Annotated in this window: 20 protein-coding genes and 1 other annotated feature; all 20 genes read left to right on the top strand. The window is 33.3% G+C overall.

The features are described from left to right. Positions 1 to 55: 55 nt before the first annotated feature. Entirely contained in the window at positions 56 to 742 is a 687-nt protein-coding gene (gene ftsE, locus RWO76_RS05860) for a cell division ATP-binding protein FtsE (RefSeq protein ID WP_314354733.1), read from the top strand. After that, positions 732 to 1619, top strand: a complete 888-nt coding sequence (gene ftsX, locus RWO76_RS05865) for a permease-like cell division protein FtsX (protein ID WP_314354734.1) — start codon at positions 732 to 734, stop codon at positions 1617 to 1619. Before ftsE ends, ftsX begins: the two co-directional genes overlap by 11 nt. A 66-nt stretch (positions 1620 to 1685) precedes the next feature. Further along, positions 1686 to 1896, top strand: a binding site (T-box leader). Positions 1897 to 1956: 60 nt separating this feature from the next. Next, complete coding sequence (locus RWO76_RS05870) at positions 1957 to 4602, top strand: valine--tRNA ligase (RefSeq protein ID WP_314354735.1); 2646 nt, start codon at positions 1957 to 1959, stop codon at positions 4600 to 4602. A gap of 132 nt (positions 4603 to 4734) precedes the next feature. Further along, positions 4735 to 6021, top strand: a complete 1287-nt coding sequence (locus RWO76_RS05875; protein WP_314354736.1) for a folylpolyglutamate synthase/dihydrofolate synthase family protein — start codon at positions 4735 to 4737, stop codon at positions 6019 to 6021. A 64-nt stretch (positions 6022 to 6085) separates the two neighbouring features. Then, positions 6086 to 6772: a DNA repair protein RadC gene (gene radC, locus RWO76_RS05880; RefSeq protein ID WP_314354737.1), complete on the top strand. Its 687-nt coding sequence runs from the start codon at positions 6086 to 6088 to the stop codon at positions 6770 to 6772. Positions 6773 to 6972: 200 nt separating this feature from the next. Continuing rightward, on the top strand, positions 6973 to 7341 hold the full coding sequence (locus RWO76_RS05885; protein ID WP_314354738.1) for a PBECR2 nuclease fold domain-containing protein: 369 nt from the start codon (positions 6973 to 6975) through the stop codon (positions 7339 to 7341). A gap of 264 nt (positions 7342 to 7605) precedes the next feature. Beyond that, positions 7606 to 8679 carry a D-alanine--D-alanine ligase gene (locus tag RWO76_RS05890; protein WP_314354739.1) on the top strand — a complete coding sequence of 358 codons (1074 nt, stop codon included), beginning with the start codon at positions 7606 to 7608 and terminating at the stop codon, positions 8677 to 8679. A 47-nt stretch (positions 8680 to 8726) separates the two neighbouring features. Next, positions 8727 to 10115 carry a UDP-N-acetylmuramoyl-tripeptide--D-alanyl-D-alanine ligase gene (murF, locus tag RWO76_RS05895; RefSeq protein WP_314354740.1) on the top strand — a complete coding sequence of 463 codons (1389 nt, stop codon included), beginning with the start codon at positions 8727 to 8729 and terminating at the stop codon, positions 10113 to 10115. Between the two features lie 250 nt (positions 10116 to 10365). After that, positions 10366 to 11895 carry a DEAD/DEAH box helicase gene (locus tag RWO76_RS05900; RefSeq protein WP_314354741.1) on the top strand — a complete coding sequence of 510 codons (1530 nt, stop codon included), beginning with the start codon at positions 10366 to 10368 and terminating at the stop codon, positions 11893 to 11895. A gap of 130 nt (positions 11896 to 12025) precedes the next feature. Next, positions 12026 to 12391 (top strand): holo-ACP synthase, encoded by a 366-nt coding sequence (gene acpS, locus RWO76_RS05905; protein WP_314354742.1) that lies wholly within the window; start codon positions 12026 to 12028, stop codon positions 12389 to 12391. A gap of 18 nt (positions 12392 to 12409) precedes the next feature. After that, a complete protein-coding gene (gene alr, locus RWO76_RS05910; protein ID WP_314354743.1) occupies positions 12410 to 13525 on the top strand; it encodes an alanine racemase in 1116 nt (371 codons plus the stop codon). Between the two features lie 18 nt (positions 13526 to 13543). After that, entirely contained in the window at positions 13544 to 13882 is a 339-nt protein-coding gene (locus tag RWO76_RS05915; protein ID WP_314110408.1) for a type II toxin-antitoxin system PemK/MazF family toxin, read from the top strand. A 138-nt stretch (positions 13883 to 14020) separates the two neighbouring features. Beyond that, positions 14021 to 15115, top strand: coding sequence for an ABC transporter permease (locus tag RWO76_RS05920; protein ID WP_314354744.1), 1095 nt, complete (start codon positions 14021 to 14023; stop codon positions 15113 to 15115). 1 nt (position 15116) lies between these two features. Further along, the gene (locus RWO76_RS05925; protein ID WP_314354745.1) at positions 15117 to 15794 is read left to right on the top strand and encodes an ABC transporter ATP-binding protein; all 678 of its coding nucleotides are present in this window, start codon (positions 15117 to 15119) and stop codon (positions 15792 to 15794) included. Between the two features lie 35 nt (positions 15795 to 15829). Further along, entirely contained in the window at positions 15830 to 16513 is a 684-nt protein-coding gene (locus RWO76_RS05930; RefSeq protein ID WP_314354746.1) for a response regulator transcription factor, read from the top strand. After that, positions 16506 to 17570 carry a HAMP domain-containing sensor histidine kinase gene (locus RWO76_RS05935; RefSeq protein WP_314354747.1) on the top strand — a complete coding sequence of 355 codons (1065 nt, stop codon included), beginning with the start codon at positions 16506 to 16508 and terminating at the stop codon, positions 17568 to 17570. Before RWO76_RS05930 ends, RWO76_RS05935 begins: the two co-directional genes overlap by 8 nt. A gap of 156 nt (positions 17571 to 17726) precedes the next feature. Beyond that, the gene (locus RWO76_RS05940; protein ID WP_314354748.1) at positions 17727 to 18065 is read left to right on the top strand and encodes a hypothetical protein; all 339 of its coding nucleotides are present in this window, start codon (positions 17727 to 17729) and stop codon (positions 18063 to 18065) included. A 55-nt stretch (positions 18066 to 18120) separates the two neighbouring features. Next, positions 18121 to 18342, top strand: coding sequence for a type II toxin-antitoxin system RelB family antitoxin (gene relB, locus RWO76_RS05945; protein ID WP_314354749.1), 222 nt, complete (start codon positions 18121 to 18123; stop codon positions 18340 to 18342). 335 nt (positions 18343 to 18677) lie between these two features. After that, positions 18678 to 19082 (top strand): GNAT family N-acetyltransferase, encoded by a 405-nt coding sequence (locus RWO76_RS05950; RefSeq protein WP_314354750.1) that lies wholly within the window; start codon positions 18678 to 18680, stop codon positions 19080 to 19082. Positions 19083 to 19131: 49 nt separating this feature from the next. Next, complete coding sequence (locus RWO76_RS05955; protein ID WP_314354751.1) at positions 19132 to 19365, top strand: hypothetical protein; 234 nt, start codon at positions 19132 to 19134, stop codon at positions 19363 to 19365. The last annotated feature ends 561 nt before the right edge of the window (positions 19366 to 19926 follow it).

A 19926-nucleotide genomic window follows, 5' to 3' on the forward strand; every position in this document is an offset into this window, starting at 1 on the left:
AAAAATGGTATAATGGATAAGACATAAACTATGAATAGGGAAAGCTGGTGAGTGAATGATTGAAATGATGAATGTTTCAAAAAAATATGGAAAAGGTATTTTAGCCGTTAATAATTTATCAGTCAGAATTCAAGACGGAGAATTTGTATATGTTGTAGGACCTTCTGGAGCAGGAAAATCAACATTTATTAAAATGATGTATCGTCAAGAAAAAGTAACAAAAGGACGAATTACAGTTGGAAAATATGATTTAACAAAAATGAGAGAACGTGAAATTCCTTATTTAAGACGCTATGTAGGAGTTGTTTTCCAAGATTTCAAATTGTTACCTCGTTTAACCGTATATGAAAATGTTGCTTATGCGATGGAAGTAATTGAAAAATCTCCTAAAGAAATTCAACGTCGAGTAGAAGAAGTGTTAGCTTTAGTAAACTTAACACATCGTATGACAATGTTCCCAGATCAATTATCAGGAGGGGAACAACAACGTGTAGCAATTGCAAGAGCGATTGTTAATACTCCAGCTGTATTGATTGCTGATGAGCCAACAGGAAACTTAGACCCAGAAACTTCTATGGAGATTATGGATATTTTAGAAAGAATTAATCAGCAAGGGACAACTATTGTAATGGCAACTCATAATAGTCAAATTGTAAATGAAAAGAAACATCGTGTTTTGGCCATTGAAATGGGTAGGATTGTCCGTGACCAAGAGGAAGGGGAGTACGGATATGAAGATTAGAACAATGGTGCGTCATATTCGTGATGCGGTTAAAAGCTTATTAAGAAATGGATGGTCTACATTTGGTGCAATTTCTGCAGTATCAATGGTGTTATTACTCGTTGGTATTTTTGTATCATTACTATTTAACATGAATAAAATTGCGACAGATGTAGAGCAAGATGTCAATGTTCGTGTTTATATTGATTTAGCAGCTGATGAAACAAAAACGGAAGAGTTAAAAGCAGCTATTCAAGCATTGGACGCTGTAGATACTGTTAAATTCCGTTCAAAAGATGAAGAATTAGATGATATTACGAAGAGCGTTGCACAAGAATTTGAATTATTTAAAAATGACAGTAACCCTCTTAGAAATGCTTTTGATGTAAGTACAAAAAATCCTAATCAAACAAAAGAAGTAGCTACAACTATTGAAAAGATGGATTATGTAGCTCGTGTTAACTATGGTGGAGCGAGAGCTGATACTTTATTTAAAGTTATTTCAACATCTCGTAATGTTGGGATTGGTGTTATCGCAGTATTACTAATTATTGCTCTATTTTTAATTTCCAATACGATTCGTGCAACGATTCATGCTCGTAGAACAGAAATTGAAATTATGCAATTAGTTGGAGCGACTAAAGCTTATATTCGTTGGCCATTCTTCTTAGAAGGTGGTTTCATTGGCTTAATTGGTTCAATTGTTCCAATTGCTGTATTATGGGGCTTATATTTATGGATTTATAAAGGTGGAAGTGATTTCTTTGCTGGATCTAATTTTAGCTTATTAGCACCAAATCCTTTCTTATATCGTTTATCTTTAGCAATGGCAGGAGTTGGAGTATTAATTGGATCATTTGGTTCGATTTTCTCAATGCGTCGTTTCTTGAAAAAATAAGTAGAATAAATGCAAGGAAAATCATTTGCAAGTATTGTTAAACAATGGTAGACTATACTGCATAGAATAAAAGCATTGCACAAGAGGAGTAATACGAATTTTAGTTGATAGAGAGAGAAGGGTTGGTGAAACTTCTTAACGAATTTGTGTGAAGGTAGCTTGTAAGTTGGCTAGGGGAATCATAGTAACTTAGCTCGGAGTAGACTTCGTTAACAACGTTAAAGGCATCAATGATGATGCGAATATTAGGTGGTACCACGAAATAATCGTCCTATGAAGTGAATCTTCATAGGACTTTTTTATTGTATCAAAACAATTTTATTAAGGAGGAAAAAGAATGGCAAAAGAAATGTCACCAAAGTTTCAACCACAAGAAGTTGAAGCAGGAAAATATCAATGGTGGGTTGAATCAGGAGTCTTCCATCCAAACGAAGATCCAAATGCAGAACCCTATTCAATCGTTATTCCACCACCAAATGTAACAGGTAAATTACACTTAGGACATGCGTGGGACGTTACATTACAAGATATGATTATTCGTCAAAAACGTATGCAAGGGTACGATACACTATGGTTACCAGGAATGGACCATGCCGGAATTGCGACTCAAGCAAAAGTAGAAGAAAAATTACGTGGAGAAGGGTTATCTCGTTATGACCTAGGACGTGAAAAATTCTTAGAACAAACATGGGAATGGAAAGAAGAATATGCAAGCCATATCCGTGAACAATGGGCAAAAATGGGGATTTCAGTTGACTATCGTCGTGAACGTTTCACATTAGACCAAGGCTTATCAGATGCTGTTAAAAAAGTATTCGTAACGTTATATGAAAAAGGCTTAATTTACCGTGGAGAATACATTATTAACTGGGATCCAAAAGCAAAAACTTCATTATCAGATATCGAAGTTATTCATAAAGATGTAGAAGGTGCTTTCTACCATATGAATTATCCATTAGCAGATGGAAGTGGAGTATTAGAAGTTGCGACGACTCGTCCAGAAACGCTACTTGGAGATACTGCTGTTGCAGTTCACCCTGAAGATGAACGTTATCAAGCATTGATTGGGAAAACAGTTATCTTACCATTAGTTGGAAAAGAAATTCCAATTATTGCGGATGAGTATGTTGAGCAAGATTTTGGAACAGGGGTTGTAAAAATTACACCTGCTCATGACCCAAATGACTTTGAGGTTGGTAATCGTCATAATTTACCACGTGTAAATGTCATGAATGATGATGCTACAATGAATGAATTAGCTGGAAAATACGAAGGTATGGATCGTTTTGCAGCTCGTAAAGCCATTGTAAAAGATTTAGAAGAAGCAGGACTTCTTGTGAAAATTGAAAAACATGTTCATAGTGTTGGTCATTCTGAACGTACAGATGTTGTTGTAGAACCTCGTTTATCAAAACAATGGTTTGTTAAAATGGGACCATTAGCAGAACAAGCAATTCAAGCGCAACGTGCTGAAGAAGACAATACGGTTAATTTCTATCCACCACGTTTTAATGATGCTTACTTACGTTGGATGGAAAATATTCACGACTGGGTAATTTCTCGTCAATTATGGTGGGGACATCAAATTCCAGCATGGTATCATAATGAAACAGGTGAAGTATATGTTGGAATGGAAGCTCCAGAAGATGCTGAAAACTGGACACAAGATGTGGACGTATTAGATACATGGTTCTCATCTGCATTATGGCCATTTTCAACAATGGGGTGGCCAGATGTTGAAGCTAGTGACTATAAACGTTACTATCCAACAAGTACACTTGTAACAGGTTATGATATTTTAACATTCTGGGTAAGTCGTATGATGTTCCAAGGATTAGAATTTACTGGCAAACGTCCATTTAAAAATGTATTAATTCACGGGTTAATTCGTGATAGCCAAGGACGTAAAATGAGTAAATCTCTTGGTAATGGTGTAGATCCAATGGAAGTCATCGAACAATATGGAGCAGATGCATTACGTTGGTTCTTAGCAAATGGTTCAGCACCTGGACAAGACGTTCGTTATTCAACTGATAAAATGGATGCTGCATGGAACTTTATCAACAAAATTTGGAATGCAAGTCGTTATGCATTAATGAATATTGGTGATTTAACAGTGGAAGAATTAGATATCACTGGTGAAAAAACATTAGCAGATAAATGGATTTTAACTCGCTTAAATCAAGTCATTGCTAAAGTAACAGAATTATTCAAAAAATTTGAATTTGGTGAAGCGGGTCGTCTATTATATCGTTTCATTTGGGATGATTTCTGCGACTGGTATATTGAAATGTCTAAAGAAACATTAGCAGGAACTGATGAAGCTGCTAAATTAACAACTCGTAGCATTTTAGTATATGTATTAGATCAAACATTACGTTTATTACATCCAATTATGCCATTCGTAACAGAAGAAATTTGGCAATCAGTTCCTCATATTGGAGATTCATTAGTGGTTGCTCAATATCCAGTTGTACAAGAAAGTCAAATGGATGAAGCAGCAGCAGAAAAAATGGAATTTTTAATGGACTTTATTCGTTCAGTTCGTACAAGCAGAAATGAAATGAATACACCATTATCTAAACCAATTGCGATTGTTGCCAAAACTTCAAGTGCAGATATTCAAGCCATTTTATCAGAAAATGAAAGCTATATTGCTCGTTTCTGTAATCCTGAATCATTTGAATATGGTTTAGAAGTAGAAGCCCCAAGCCACGCTGTAACAAGTGTCATTAGTGGAGCTGAAATTTACTTACCATTAGCAGGATTAATAAATATTGATGACGAAATTGCTCGTTTAGAAAAAGAAGCGGCTAAACTGCAAGATGAAGTGAATCGTGTAGAGAAAAAATTATCAAATGAAAAATTTGTTGCGAAAGCACCAGAAGCAGTTGTAGAAGCAGAACGTGCAAAAGGTAAAGAATACGCTGATCAACGTCAAGCAGTTCTAGAACGTATTGCAACCTTAAAAACATTAGCATAAAAGAATACTGAGATAAATCAGGTATTCGATAAATCCTGTTGGTGAGAAATCACTAGCGGGATTTTTTATTCGTTGGGTACGTAGAATCAGGAAAAGTCTTTATATTTCTTGCAAGTTGAAGTGGGAATTTGTATGATGAAAATGAAAGAAGGGGAGTTCATGCAAACAGTTAGAGAGTGGATATTAGATCGAATGAAATATAAACGAAAATACGGATTAGAAAGAATGAAGGTAGTAATGTCGCTTCTAGGAAATCCGCAAGATGATTATCCGATTATTCATGTGACAGGAACGAATGGAAAAGGTTCTACGATTGCGATGTTATCGTCCTTATTTGTTCATCATGGACAAAAGGTAGGAGCATTTGTTTCCCCTCATTTAATTGATTATACGGATCGTTTTTTAATCAATGGCAACGTAATGTCCGAAGAAGACTTTGAAATAGTTGGAGAGCTCGTTCAACAAGCAGAAGCACAATTGATAGATGAGTATGAACCGTTAAGTTTCTTTGAAATCATGACGGCTATGGCTTTAGTCTATTTTTCTAGAAAAAAAGTAGAAGTTGCTTTATTAGAAGTAGGTATTGGTGGATTATTAGATACAACTAATATTGTCCATTCAACGATGAGTGTGATTACATCGGTTGGTTTGGATCATGAAGAAATGTTAGGAAATACGCTTGAACAAATTGCGATCCAAAAAACGGGAATTTTTAAACAAAATCAAGCAGTTGTATTGGGAAATTTACCGATAGAAGCCTTGAAAGTCGCAGAAATAGTAGGAGAAGCTTATAACTGTGACTTACATCAGTTTGAACGAGAGTTTAAAATCGAACCGTATGAAGAGGGACTAGTATTTAATAATTCAGATGTTCAAATTCACATTTCTTATCTGAATTTAAAAGGGAAGTATCAATTAGAAAATGCTGCAGTAGCGTTAGAGTGCTTTTTACGATTTGAGGAGAAATTTCAACTTCCAATTAATCTATCTGCCGTTAAAAAAAGTTTTCAAACGGTCACGTGGCCTGGGAGAATGGAAGTTGTATATCAAAGCCCTAAAATAATACTAGATGGAGCTCATAATGTTCATGCATTAAAACAATTTGTTGAAACGGTAAAACAATACGGAGAAGCTGGAGTTCAACATACGATTTTATTTTCAGCTTTAAAGAGAAAACACTATAAAGAAATGGTCGATTATTTACGAAAAGAATTACCTGAAGCTCGAGTAGTATTAACGACTTTTGATTATGTAGGGGCAATTGAAAAAACGGACTACCCTCATAGTGAGATTGAATTTGTAGAGGATGCTCAACAATTTATCGAAAAATATATCAACAAAACGTCAGACCAAGAAATACTGTGGATTACAGGTTCTCTTTATTTTATTTCTTTCATGAGAAAAATTTTTATAAAATAAATATTTTTTAGCCTTTTTTGCATATATATAAGTTGAAAGAACGATTGCAAAAGGGGGAAATAAAATGGAAATGGATCAACAATTATTAGAATTACCATTAGAATCAATGCCAAGAGAACGATTAGAAAAATTAGGAGCAAAAAGTTTAGAAACTTATGAATTATTAGCGATTTTGCTTCGGACTGGTTCCAGAGAATTAAATGTATTGCAATTAGCGAAAGTAGTGTTAAATACGTTTGAAGATTTATTTACATTGAAAATGGCAACAGTGGAAGAATTAATGGCGATTCATGGAATTGGACGAACAAAAGCTATTGAATTAAAAGCAGCAATGGAGTTGGGAATTCGATTAGGAACAGCGAAGCAAACAAAATTAGGACATATTACAAGCTCGCAAAAAGCGGGAGAATGTATTATGGAAGAATTAAAAGATATGTATCAAGAACATTTAATTGCATTATTTTTAAATTCGAAAAATGAAGTGATTAAGAAAAAAATTATTTTTCGAGGAGGACTGAATCAAGCAGTCGTTCATCCAAGAGAAATTTTTAGAGAAGCCGTTCGTTTCTCTGCAGCAAGAATCATTATCGGGCATAATCATCCAAGTGGAAATGTTACTCCGTCTCAAGCGGATATTGATTTTACAAGACGATTATCGGAATGTGGAGAGATGATGGGCATTGAATTGTTAGATCATTTTATTGTGGGAGATCATACTTATTGTTCTTTAAAGGAAGAGGGGTATTTTTAAGGAAGAGATATTTAATTAGAAATCCTCAATTTCTTAGATTTAAAAGGTTAAAGTTGTATCAAACAAGTCAAAGTAAAATACTTAAAATTTATTACTTACATAAGATGGATTCCATTTATTTATACTATTGTGATAATTTCTATAATACTTCCTACAATAGTTAACAAGTTTGGCTACAATTTACGTGGGAGGATTAGATTATGAAAGTTGAGAGGTATATTAAAGAACTATTAGGTATAGCTAGTGAAGTCCAGAATATTAAGTATTCAAAAACTAATCTTGAAAAACATTTAATTAAAAGAAACCATATAGATGTTTTAAAATATTTTGATAAGGTAGAAGAAATTATAAATAATCCAGATTATGTAGGGATGAATCCTAACGAAAAGTCTGAGAGTATAGAGTATGTAAAGATTTTTGAGGATAATGTTTTAGTAGCATTAAAAATTTATGGTTCTAAGGATTTTTATTATATACCTAGTATGTATACAATATCGGATTATAAATTGCAATCCCGATTATTTAGCGGGAGACTGAAAAAAGTTGACAATAAAAATTATAAGCCGTAAAATAAAGATAACAAATATTATTAATTGAGGGCAGAAAGGGTTCCTGCCGCACCTTATTAAGGTACCTGAGATGCTGGATACACCGACCAGCCAATTAATAATCGTAAATCTGTTAAAGAGTCAAGTTCGCTTGGCTCTTTTTATATATCCAAAATATTTTAGCAAAATGTGAGTACCTTGTCAGTTGATAGTGCATTTGATATACTAGTGTATGAACTATGAAAGAAGTATCTAGATAAGATAGTTCTAGTTGGAGGATTGTTTATGAAAATTATAGTCGTTTATGGAGGCAAAAGTGCTGAACATGATATTTCAATTTTAACGGCTTTTTCAATTATTAAAGAAATCTATTTTGATTATTATGAAGTTCAACCAGTCTATATTAATCAAAAAGGAGAATGGCTTAAAGGTGAACCATTAACAGGGCCTGTAGCTTTTTCTGAAGCATTAAGATTAGAAACAAGTAAAGAAGCTCACTTTGCAACGAGTGAAGGAGAAGTTTCGACAGGTGTACTTGTAACTCCTTATGATTTAAAAGAAGAGGAATGTGTGGTTTTCCCAGTATTACATGGACCTAATGGGGAAGATGGAACCATTCAAGGATTGTTTGAAATGATGGATGTTCCTTATGTTGGATGTGGCGTATTAGCAAGCGCTTGTGGAATGGATAAAATTACAAGCAAACAATTATTCCAACAAGCAGGATTACCACAATTACCATATGTACCGTTTAATAAAACACAATGGAAACAAAATCCTGAAAGTATTTATAATAAAATTGAAGGAACATTAATTTACCCAGTATTTGTTAAACCAGCTAATATGGGGTCAAGTGTAGGAATTTCAAAAGCGGAAAATCGTGAAGAATTAACAACTGCCATTGTTGAGGCACTGAAATATGATCGTAGAATTGTAGTAGAGCAAGGGATTGAAGCAAGAGAAATTGAATGTGCGGTTTTAGGAAATGATGAAGCGAATACTTCTGTTGTAGGTGAAATTGTTAAGACAAGTGGTTTTTATGACTACAATGAAAAATATATTAACAATACCGTTACATTAGAAATTCCAGCGCAAATTTCTGATGAAGTATCTGCAAAAGTAAGAGAATATTCTGCAAAAGCATTCCGTGCCATTGATGGTAGTGGGTTAACAAGATGTGATTTCTTCTTAACAGAAACAAATGATATTTATATTAATGAAGTTAATACTTTACCTGGATTTACTCAATTTAGTATGTATCCACTTCTTTGGGAGAAGACAGGAATTTCATACAAAGATTTAGTTGAAGAATTAATTCAATTAGCTTTAAAACGTTATAAAGATCGACAAAATGGATAAGAAAGGCGCCTCACAGAGGCGCTTTTTGTGAGAGAGGAAGTAAAAACATGGCAATCGGAACAGTTGCACAAATTGTAAAAGCTGTTAAAGCAATTGATTATCAAACAGATTATCGTTTTGATAGTATTGAGTCAGTTTCATTTGATACTAGAAAATTATCTCAAAATAGTTTATTTATTCCATTAAAAGGACAAACAGATGGACATGATTACATTGAACAAGCGATAGAAAAAGGCGCAAAAGCTGTATTTTGGGGAAGACCAGACCAAACTCCACCAGAAGGAATTTGTGTGATTTGGGTGGATGATCCACTAGAAGCTTTCCAAGAGTTAGCAAAATGGTATTTAGAAAAAGTTCAACCAAATGTTATTGGTATTACAGGAAGTTCTGGGAAAACAACGACAAAAGATATGACAGCTGCAGTACTTGCTAGTCGTTATCGTGTCTATAAAACGCAAGGAAATTTTAATAATGATATTGGATTACCTCAAACGATTTTAGATATGCCAGAAGATACAGAACAATTAGTATTAGAAATGGGCATGAGTGATTTTGGTGAAATTGAATTTTTAAGCAAACTAGCAAAACCTTCTATAGCAGTCATTACTCTAATTGGTGAATCCCATATGGAAAATTTAGGAAGTCGCGCAGGAATTGCAAAGGCTAAATTAGAAATCTTAAAAGGATTGCGTGAAAAAGGAAGTATCATTTTCCCAGCAAACGAACCTTTATTAGAACAACAACTAGAAGAAAAGCAGGCAGAAAAACACTTTAAGGTGTTACCGTTCGGAGAAGGTAGTAGCAGTGTGATTCAGGCTGAAAATATTCAATTATTTGAAGACCATACTATTTTTGATTTAGTGAAACCTTCCAAACATTCTGTTCAACTCCCTGTATTAGGAGCTTACAATGTCAATAATGCGCTAGCTGCCCTTCAAGTAGGCTTAGAATGTGGTGTGCCATTAGAACAAGCCATTGAAGCAATTCAACAGTTTGAATTAACAAAAAATCGTACGCAATGGGTAGATGGCATTCGTGGTTCTAAAATTTTAAATGATGCTTATAATGCAAGTCCAATTGCAATGAAATCTGTGATTCAATCCTTTACATCAGTAGCTACTAATGGACGTAAAATTGTCGTATTAGGAGATATTCGTGAATTAGGAGAACAATCGAAAGCATTACATGCTAGTATTTCTGAAGTAATATTCCCAGAGAAAATTCAAGAAGTGTATTTATATGGGGAAGAAATGAGTGCTTTATATGAAGCATTAAAATCTCGTTTTGAAGTATCTCACTTACATTATGTTGAAAGTGATAAAGCTGCATTGATTCAATTATTAAAAGAAGATTTACAATTAAATGACCAAGTGTTAGTGAAATCTAGTAATGGTACTGGATTATTAGCAGTTGTAGAGGCATTAAAAGAAGCATAATTTCTATTTGTTCGTTATTTCATTTGTGAAATCAAAGGGCTTTTCTTTGCAATCTAGCTTTGAACATGCTATAGTACTTGGAGAGTTGAGAAGTTTACACAAATGTAATGATATATATCATGAAGATTGAACAAGTAATATTGTATAATCTCGTAATGTTCAGAAGTCTGGAGCTCAAGATGTTCCAGACTTTTATTGTGAAGGTTAAGATACCTCGTGTGCTTCTCTTCAGCAGTACAAGGAGGAAAATATGAAATTTAATGAATTAGGCTTAGATTCAGCCTTATTAGAATCAATTGAAAAAATGGGATTTGAGGAAGCAACACCAATCCAATCACAAACAATTCCATTAGCTTTAGCAGGTAAAGATGTGATTGGTCAAGCGCAAACAGGTACAGGGAAAACAGCTTCTTTTGGATTACCAATGCTTCAAAAAATTAATCTTCGTAATCGTAAAGTACAAGGATTAGTCATTGCTCCAACACGTGAGTTAGCGATTCAAACGCAAGAAGAATTATATCGCTTAGGAAAAGATAAAAAAATTCATGTACAAGCAGTTTATGGTGGGGCAGACATTGGTCGTCAAATTCGCCAATTAAAAGATCAACCACATATCGTAGTAGGAACACCTGGACGTTTATTAGACCACATTTCTAGAAAAACACTTCGCTTAGACAATATTGAAACATTAGTATTAGATGAAGCAGATGAAATGTTAAACATGGGATTTTTAGAAGATATTGAATCGATTATTAAATTAGTCCCAGAAAGCCGCCAAACGTTATTATTCTCTGCCACGATGCCAGATGATATTAAACGAATTGGAGTTCAGTTTATGAAAGAACCTGAACATGTTCGTATTAAATCAAGTGAAATGACAGCGACATTAATTGATCAATATTTTGTAAAATGTAAAGATTTTGAAAAATTTGACATTATGACTCGTTTATTAGATGTTCAAACACCAGAATTAACGATTGTATTCGGCCGTACAAAACGTCGTGTGGATGAATTAGCACGTGGACTTGAAATGCGTGGTTTTCGTGCAGAAGGAATTCATGGTGATTTAAGTCAACAAAAACGTATGAGCGTTTTACGTGATTTCAAAAATAATCATTTAGATATTTTAGTAGCAACAGACGTAGCAGCACGTGGATTAGATATTTCAGGTGTAACGCATGTTTATAACTATGATATTCCACAAGATCCAGAAAGTTATGTTCACCGTATTGGACGTACAGGACGTGCGGGTCAAGAAGGGATGTCAGTTACTTTTGTAACACCAAATGAAATGGATTATTTACGAGTAATTGAAGATTTAACTCGTAAGAGAATGACGGCATTACGTCCACCAACTCAAATGGAAGCAATAGAAGGACAAATGAAATCTGCTATTGAGCAAATTGATGAAAAGATGAAGTCAGTAGACACACGTCGTTTTAAAGAAGCTATTTCTTATTTATTAGATGAATATGAAGCAGAAGAATTAGCAGCATTATTAGTAAGTGGAATGATTAAAGACCCAACAGAAATTCCTGTTAAAATCACTCCAGAGCGTCCATTACCAAGCCGTAAACGTGGCAATAGCCGTGGAAATTACAATCGCAGTGATCGTAAAGATAACCGAGGCCGTAATGGTAAAGGAAGCTTCAAACGTAAAGAAGACCGCCGTGGTCGTGGGTTAGATGAAGAATATACTCGTGGATATAAGAGTAAAGATTCTCGTCGTAGAAATCATAAAAAGAAATCTGACAAAGGATTTACAATCCGTCAAAAATAATGAATAAGAAGACGACTTCGGTCGTCTTTTTTAGTGGAGAAAATTACTAAAGATTAGTAAAAAATTCTGACAAATGCGATTTCATTTGATACAATAAGAGATACATTATGTTTTTAAAGGGAGAATTGAAATGGCGATTATTGGTGTCGGAATGGATGCTATTGAATTATCAAGAATAGAAAAAATTGTAGTACAAGATTCATCATTCATTCAACGAGTATTAACTCCAAAGGAATTTTCTGTGTACGAAACTTTAGGAATGAAAAGAAAAGTTGAATACTTAGCTGGAAGATTCGCAGCAAAAGAAGCGTACTCTAAAGCATTAGGTACTGGAATAGGGAAAGCTGTGTCTTTTCAAGAGATTGAAATTCTAAATGCTGAGACTGGACAACCAGTATTAACTGCTCCGCACCATTATCAAAAACATATCAGTATCACGCATACAAACAATGATGCGTATGCTGTCGTTATATTAGAAGAGACTCCCAAAATATAGAAGAAGGAAAGTGAAGATATGGTTCCTGCAATTCATAGGAATACACGTGTAATCGTTCATTTAAATGCAATTAAACAAAATATTAAAGCTGTTAAAGATCATTATCCCAATACAGCTATTTTTGCCGTAGTAAAGGCAAATGCTTATGGGCATGGAATGATAGAAGTGGCTAAAGCGGCTCATGAAGAAGGAGTTGCGGGATTTTGTGTCGCATTATTAGATGAAGCGATTCAATTAAGACAAGAAGGTTTCCAAGAACCGATTCTGATATTAGGAATTAGCCGATTAGAAGATGTACCAATCCTCTGTGACTATCGTATATCTACTACAGTGAGTTCTTTAGATTGGTTAGAAAAAGCTCAGACTCTAATTCCAGATGGAAAGCAACTGATTGTACATTTGGCGATTGATACAGGGATGGGAAGAATTGGAGTTCGAACACCAGATCAAGTTCAAGAGATAGAACAATTTCTAAGAGAATATGATGCGCAATTTATTTTTGAAGGTATCTTTACTCATTTTGCGACTGCTGATGAAGCAGATACGAGTCAGTTTGAACACCAATTGATAGCTTTCAACGAATGTGTGGAAGCTTTAGAACAATGTCCAACTTATGTTCATTGTTCAAATTCAGCTGCAGCTATTTGGCATGAAGGATTAACAACAAATGTCATTCGATGGGGGATTGGTTTGTATGGATTAAATCCTTCTAATGGAGGGTTAAGACTTCCTGATACATTACCATTAGAAGAAGCATTAACTTGGGAAGCGGAGATTGTTTATGTAAAACAACTACATGCAGGGGACACAATTAGTTATGGTGCTACCTATACTTGTAGTGAGGATGAATGGATTGCTACATTACCAGTAGGATATGCTGATGGCTATCTTCGTGCATATGCTCCAGGTGAAGTCATTGTTTCAGGTGTAAGATGTCCGATTGTTGGTCGAGTTTGTATGGATCAATGTATGATTCGTCTTCCTTATAAAATGCCAGTAGGAACAAAGGTAACTCTATTAGGAAAAAATGGCAATCAGTGTATTACTGCAGAAGAATTGTCTCATAGAAGCCACACAATTTCATATGAATCACTTTGTTTAATTAGTGATCGTGTGCCAAGAAGTTATAAATGATGATTAGGAGAAAGATAAATGGTAAAAAGAGGAGAAGTATATTTAGCGGACTTATCTCCTGTAGTAGGAAGTGAACAGGGAGGAAAACGTCCCGTTCTAATTGTTCAAAATGATGTTGGGAATCATTTTAGTACGACGGTAATTGTCGCTGCCATTACGGCAAAACATGAAAAAGCCAATTTACCAACCCATATTGAAATTCAAAAAGATCAATTTCAATTTAGTAAGGAATCTACTGTGTTATTAGAACAAGTTCGTACCATTGATAAAGTACGATTAATTGAAAAAATAACAGAAGTTGATGATGCCTTTATGGAAAAAGTGAATGAAGGTCTCAGAATTAGTTTTGGGATTTAAAAGTATAGATGAAAATAACGGGATAAGAAAGTAAAATTCTTATTCCGTATTTTTTTGTCTAAATTTCTCCAATGTCATATTCAGGTCATATTTCTCTTTTATAGTAGAAACATCATTAAAAATAAAGGAGAAATTTATATGAAAATTGCATGGAATGAAATTAAATATCAACCGAAAAAATTTATTTTAATCGAGGTACTAATTGTCATAATGATGTTTATGGTAATCTTTTTATCTGGATTATCAAATGGTTTAGGAAGAATTATTACCGCACAAATTGAAAATTTTGGAGAAGTACATTATATTCTTTCGAAAGATTCGCAAGGGGTTATCCCTTTTTCTAATTTGACAAGTCAAAATTTAACAGAAATTGAAGCGTTAAAATTAGAAGACTCTTTTGGGTTAGTTATTCAACGTTCATCTCTTTCTAAAGAAGATGAAGATAATAATCAAGATGTAACATTTTTTGCAATTGATCAATTAAATTTAGTATCAAGTAAAGTAGAAACGATGGATTATTCATTAGAAAAATTAGGCAATCAAGAAGTCGTATTAGATGAATCTTATAAAGAAAAAGGAATTGCAGTAGGAGATACGATTCAAGATAAAACTTCAAAAGAGAATTTAACAGTAGTAGCTTTTGCAAAAAATGCTAAATATGGTCATAGTTCGATTGCGTTTGTAACAACAGAAACATATGAAGCGATGCGCACAAAAATTGATCCAAATTACACTTGGAAACCACAAACAATTGTAACGAATCAAACAATCAATTCAGAAGATTTATCAAGTCAATTGGTTGTCTACAATTCAAAAGAATTAATTAAAAAAATTCCAGGCTATACTGCGACAAATCTAACTCTAACAATGATTACATGGGTATTATTAGTAGCATCCTCAGCAGTTTTAGGAGTATTCTTTTATATTTTAACACTACAAAAATTACAACAATTTGGGGTGTTAAAAGCAATTGGAATGTCTATGAAACAAATTGCCATGATTCAATTATCTCAAATTAGTATTTTATCTATTATCGGAGTCAGTATTGGGTTAGGGTGTGCTTTAGGTTTAGTTTTTGTTCTGCCAAGTTCAATGCCTTTTTATATGACATTACAAGGAAATGTAACAATTGCATTAAGTTTTATTATGATTTCTATATTATGTGGAACATTATCCATCTTAAAAATTAAGCAAGTAGACCCAATTGAAGTCATTGGTGGAAAGGGTGAATAAAATGTCAGTTATTGAATTAAAAAATATTACAAAATCATTTATGGATGGAATGCAAAAAAGAGAAATTCTTCATGATTTAAATTTAACAGTGAATAAAGGGGAATTTGTTGCGATTGTAGGGCCTTCAGGTTCAGGAAAATCAACGCTTTTATCAATTGCTGGATTATTATTATCTTCTGATTCAGGAGAAATCCGTATAGCAGATCAAAATTTAACGAATGTAACGCAAAGTGAATGGACTAAAAAACGTTTAGAATTATTAGGATTTATTTTCCAAGATCATCAATTATTGTCTTATATGACAGTAGGGGATCAATTAGAAGTAGTTTCTAAATTAAAAGGACAAAAAGATGCTGCTAAACGTAAAGAAGAAATTCAAACATTATTAAAAGAATTAGGGGTAGAGGGCTGTTATCATTTATACCCTAATCAAATTTCTGGTGGGCAAAAACAAAGAGTTGCCATTGCACGAGCATTTATCGGAAATCCGCAATTAATTTTAGCAGATGAACCAACGGCTAGTTTAGACCCAGAAAAAGCACAGGAAATTGCACAATTAATTCAAAGAGAAGTAAAAGAAAAACAAAAGAGTGCTATTATGGTCACTCATGACCGTTCTGTATTAGAATATGTGGACACTGTCTACGAATTAAAAAAAGGAAGTTTAGTTCGCCTGTAAGAAATATGCTATAATGTTCCTAATAAGGAGGAACTATGTTTAGTATATTAGTTTGTGAAGATGATTTTGCGATTAAAACAATGATTTCAACAAAATTAAAGCAAGAAAATTACTCAGTTCATACCGTTCAAAATGGACGAGAAGCTTTAAATTTGATGGAAAAACAGCAGATTGATTTAGTTATTTCAGATATTATGATGCCTGAAATGGATGGATATAAATTCGTTCAAACATTGCGAGAAACGAAGCATACATTGCCTATTTTAATGATAACAGCAAAATCTCAATTAGAATCGCTAGAAGCAGCTTTTAAATTAGGGGTGGATGATTATATGGTGAAGCCTCTACGATTAGAAGAACTCGTTTTAAGAGTGAAAGCATTACTGAGAAGATCTCAACTTGAAGCAGAAAAAGTGCTGACTTTTACTCACACTCGATTAGATTACAATGCCTTAACAATGACGGATTTAACAACAGGAGAACAAGTACAAATTCCCCCAAAAGAATTTTTCTTGTTATATAAATTATTAAGTTATCCAGAAAAAATCTTTACACGATTAGATTTGTTAGATGATATATGGGGAATGGAAGAAGATTATGATGAACGTTTAGTCGATGCTTGTATTAAAAGACTTCGTCAAAAACTTAAAGAGAATGAAGATTTTGATATTGTAACCGTTAGAGGATTAGGCTATAAAGGAAAAATGAAACATGGATAAACAAAAAGAAATTCAATTTTCACTTCGAAAATATTTTGTCCGATTATTTTTTACGATATTGATAGCGATAAGTTTGATTGGAGTAGCAGTTATATTTTCCCTAAAAAATCTTTTAAAAATTGAAACAAGTTTAACAATTTGGTTATTGATTTTTAGTGGAACGATTATTGTTATTGGAAGCTTAGTGATGTGGCAAGGTTCTGTTCACTTAACACGACCTATTTCTGATTTGAATGAATCAGTTAAAGCAATTTCTAAGGGGAATTATAATCATAAAATCCATCGTAGAAAATATCCAAAAGATACTGCAAAATATCATAATGAAATTGACCAATTAGCTCAAAATATCAATCAGATGGCTGAAGATTTAAAGAAGAGTAGTCAACACCGTGCGGATTTTATAGCGAATTTCTCTCATGAATTAAAAACTCCCATTGCAGCATTAGTAGGCGTTAGTGATTTATTAGCGGATGAAAAATTGGATGAAGCTACAAGAAGGGACTTAACGCATATTTTACAATCGGAAAGTATGCGATTGAGCCGTTTATGTGATGATATTGTAACACTTACCAAAATGGAAAAGGACTTTTCGCCGCAGAAAACAAGAGTACAATTGGATGAACAAATTCGACATGCAGTTATTTTGATGACAGAAAAATGGAAAGAGAAAGACATTCACCTAACTTTTTCAAGCAAGCCTGTCTGTTGTCAAACGGATGCAGACTTGATGATGCAAGTTTGGACAAATTTAATTGATAATGCAATTAAATATTCTGGAGATACGGTCGAATTAATCATTACGATTTTTGAAGAAAATAAACAGGTTAAGATTCAGATAGAAGATAAGGGAATCGGACTCTCTCCTGAGGCACAAAGACATATCTTTGAACAATTTTACCAATCGGAGCAGTCGCATGTTCAAGAAGGCAATGGATTAGGACTTGCGATTGTTCAATCCATTGTGCATCGATTAGGAGGAGAAGTTTCAGTAGAAAGCGAACTAGGAAAAGGAAGCATATTTGAAATTTTATTACCGATAGAAGATGAATCATTGTAAAATTGAAACTCAACAAGTTCCATTGGATTGGAGTTCGTTGAGTTTTTTTGTTTAAGATAGACTCGATAAGCAGAATAAGGGATTTTAATTGCTGAAAAGAAGTATTTCGTATATAGTTTGAAGTGTAAGATAATATAAGAAAAAGAGGGATTTAATATGAGTCAATTATATGTACATCGTAATCAAGTAAAACAAGGAAATGAATCATTAGAAGTAGCACTACCAATGGTGAAAGATTATTATTGTTTTGATTCTTATAAAGCATTAGCACATTTTATTTCAGAACATTGCTTCTCAGAAGAAGATGAATGGAAGAGCACATTACCATTTGAAAGAGAATTTGAAATTTGGAAAGAAAGCTATGAAGAAGATCAGTTAGATTTAGACTATGACTTATTTATCGCAAGTTTATCTGAATACGATTATCAAACAATCTGTGAAGAGTATAAGGACGAGTTGCATATTGAGTATCGTGAAAGTGTAGATGGGTTGTAAGATTAAAAGATAGGGGTGGAAACGATAGATTCTGCGAAAGTGAGGAATAGACAGGATGATAGTATCAATATATCTAAGTGAAGAAGAGGAACATCTCTTCCAAAATTATGCTGACTTTACAGGAGTAGATTTGTCCACTTTATTTAAGCGAGCATTATTGGAAAAGATTGAATTAGAGCATGAGTTAAACACAATTGCTGAATATGAAAAAGAAAAAGCAAATGGCACGCTGAAGTTATTTAATGTGGAAGAAGTTATGGATGAATTTTGGGTTTAGAGGTGTTAAGGAAGATTTTTTATCTATCAGTCTAAAGGTAAAAGACGACTTCGTGGGTGTTTATTTTCTATTTGCGTTTTATTTCTTTCTTTGATATAATTTCAATTATACTAAATTCGTGATAGAATAATTGGAATTTTTCAATTTTCTTAAGACGCTTTATGCGTCTTTTTTTTGTAATTTTACCAAATCAGTTAAAAGAATTTTTCGATAGTAATACATACAAAATAGTACATAACCTAAAGTAAGTTTGTATAGAATATCCTTTATAGAATACAAAGATTGCCTTTAAGTGATATAATTAGAGTATAGAAGAGATTGGAGGAATTACTAGTATGGAATTTATTCATAAAGCACCAAGTGTTGAAGCTTATAACAAATTGAGAGTTAACTCAGGGATGAATAGTACTAAACCAAATTCTGAAGTTAAAAAGGCACTTGAGGGGACACTTTTCGCTGTTTCTGTATATGAGGATAATGAACTTATTGGACTAGGAAGAGTCGTAGGTGATGGAGGAATTACCTTTGTCGTGTCTGATATTATGGTGGATAAAAAGTTTCAGAGACGTGGAATTGCTAATAAAATTATGGGAATCATTGATCAATGGTTTGATGAAAATACACATGAGAGTAGTTTTATTACTTTAGTAGCTAAAATCCCGGCTGATAAATTATATCTTAAACATCATTTTTGTTATCTTCCAGAAAATAGAGTTGGGATGATTAGAGATAAAGATTAATGAATTAAGAATATAACTCTAATTTTAAAAAGGAAGGAGATAAGGAACAATGAAAAAACTATCAATGATTGAAAAATGTAAATTAATAGCTACAGTTTTAAAAAGTGATTTAACTCCAGAAGAAAAAGCTGAGAAATTATCTATACTAAAAGACGATTATGGATTTGAGACTTTTGCAAAAATGACTTTTCATGATTTGTACATAGCTATATTAGACCATTTAGGCATTGAAGAATATAAAGGGGATAACGTACGAATCAAACACATAGCTCGTGTATTTTAATACTAAATTTCATCCAAGTACTTAACACTTGTTAAGTGCTTTTTTGCATAAAAAAGCATCTAGTAAAAACTAGATGCCAAAATAAGCAGGACTGTCGGGTCTCCTATATTTCTGGCACATCTCCTATGAGATGTCGCATTGGATTCTGATACTTCTCAACCTCTAAGTTCAAAAATAAAAAACACCTCACTTCAAAAAGCAAGGTGCATTTTTTCATCTTAACCATAGGGGTGTTATTTTCTTTTCTTAATATTGTTATCAAAAATCTCTTTAGACTTTTCTTTAGACACCCATTTACTCAAGTAATTTAAAAATAATTTAAAAATCAAAACTTCCCACATTATAAAATATTGATTTTAAAAGTATTTATTTCGTATCTATTCCATGTTCCAAAAATGTTCCGTGTTCCGTAAATGTTCCGTGAAATCGGCGAAACAAAAAATAGAAAACGTTGATTTAACAACGTTTTACAATCCCAGGAAACACTAGAAAATACAAAAAATGCACCCTACAGGGATTTGGAAAGGACTTTCATATTGAGAGCAATTAAAAATATTGAAA

Source organism: uncultured Granulicatella sp. (genome assembly GCF_963521425.1).
In the GTDB taxonomy this organism is placed as follows: domain Bacteria; phylum Bacillota; class Bacilli; order Lactobacillales; family Aerococcaceae; genus Granulicatella.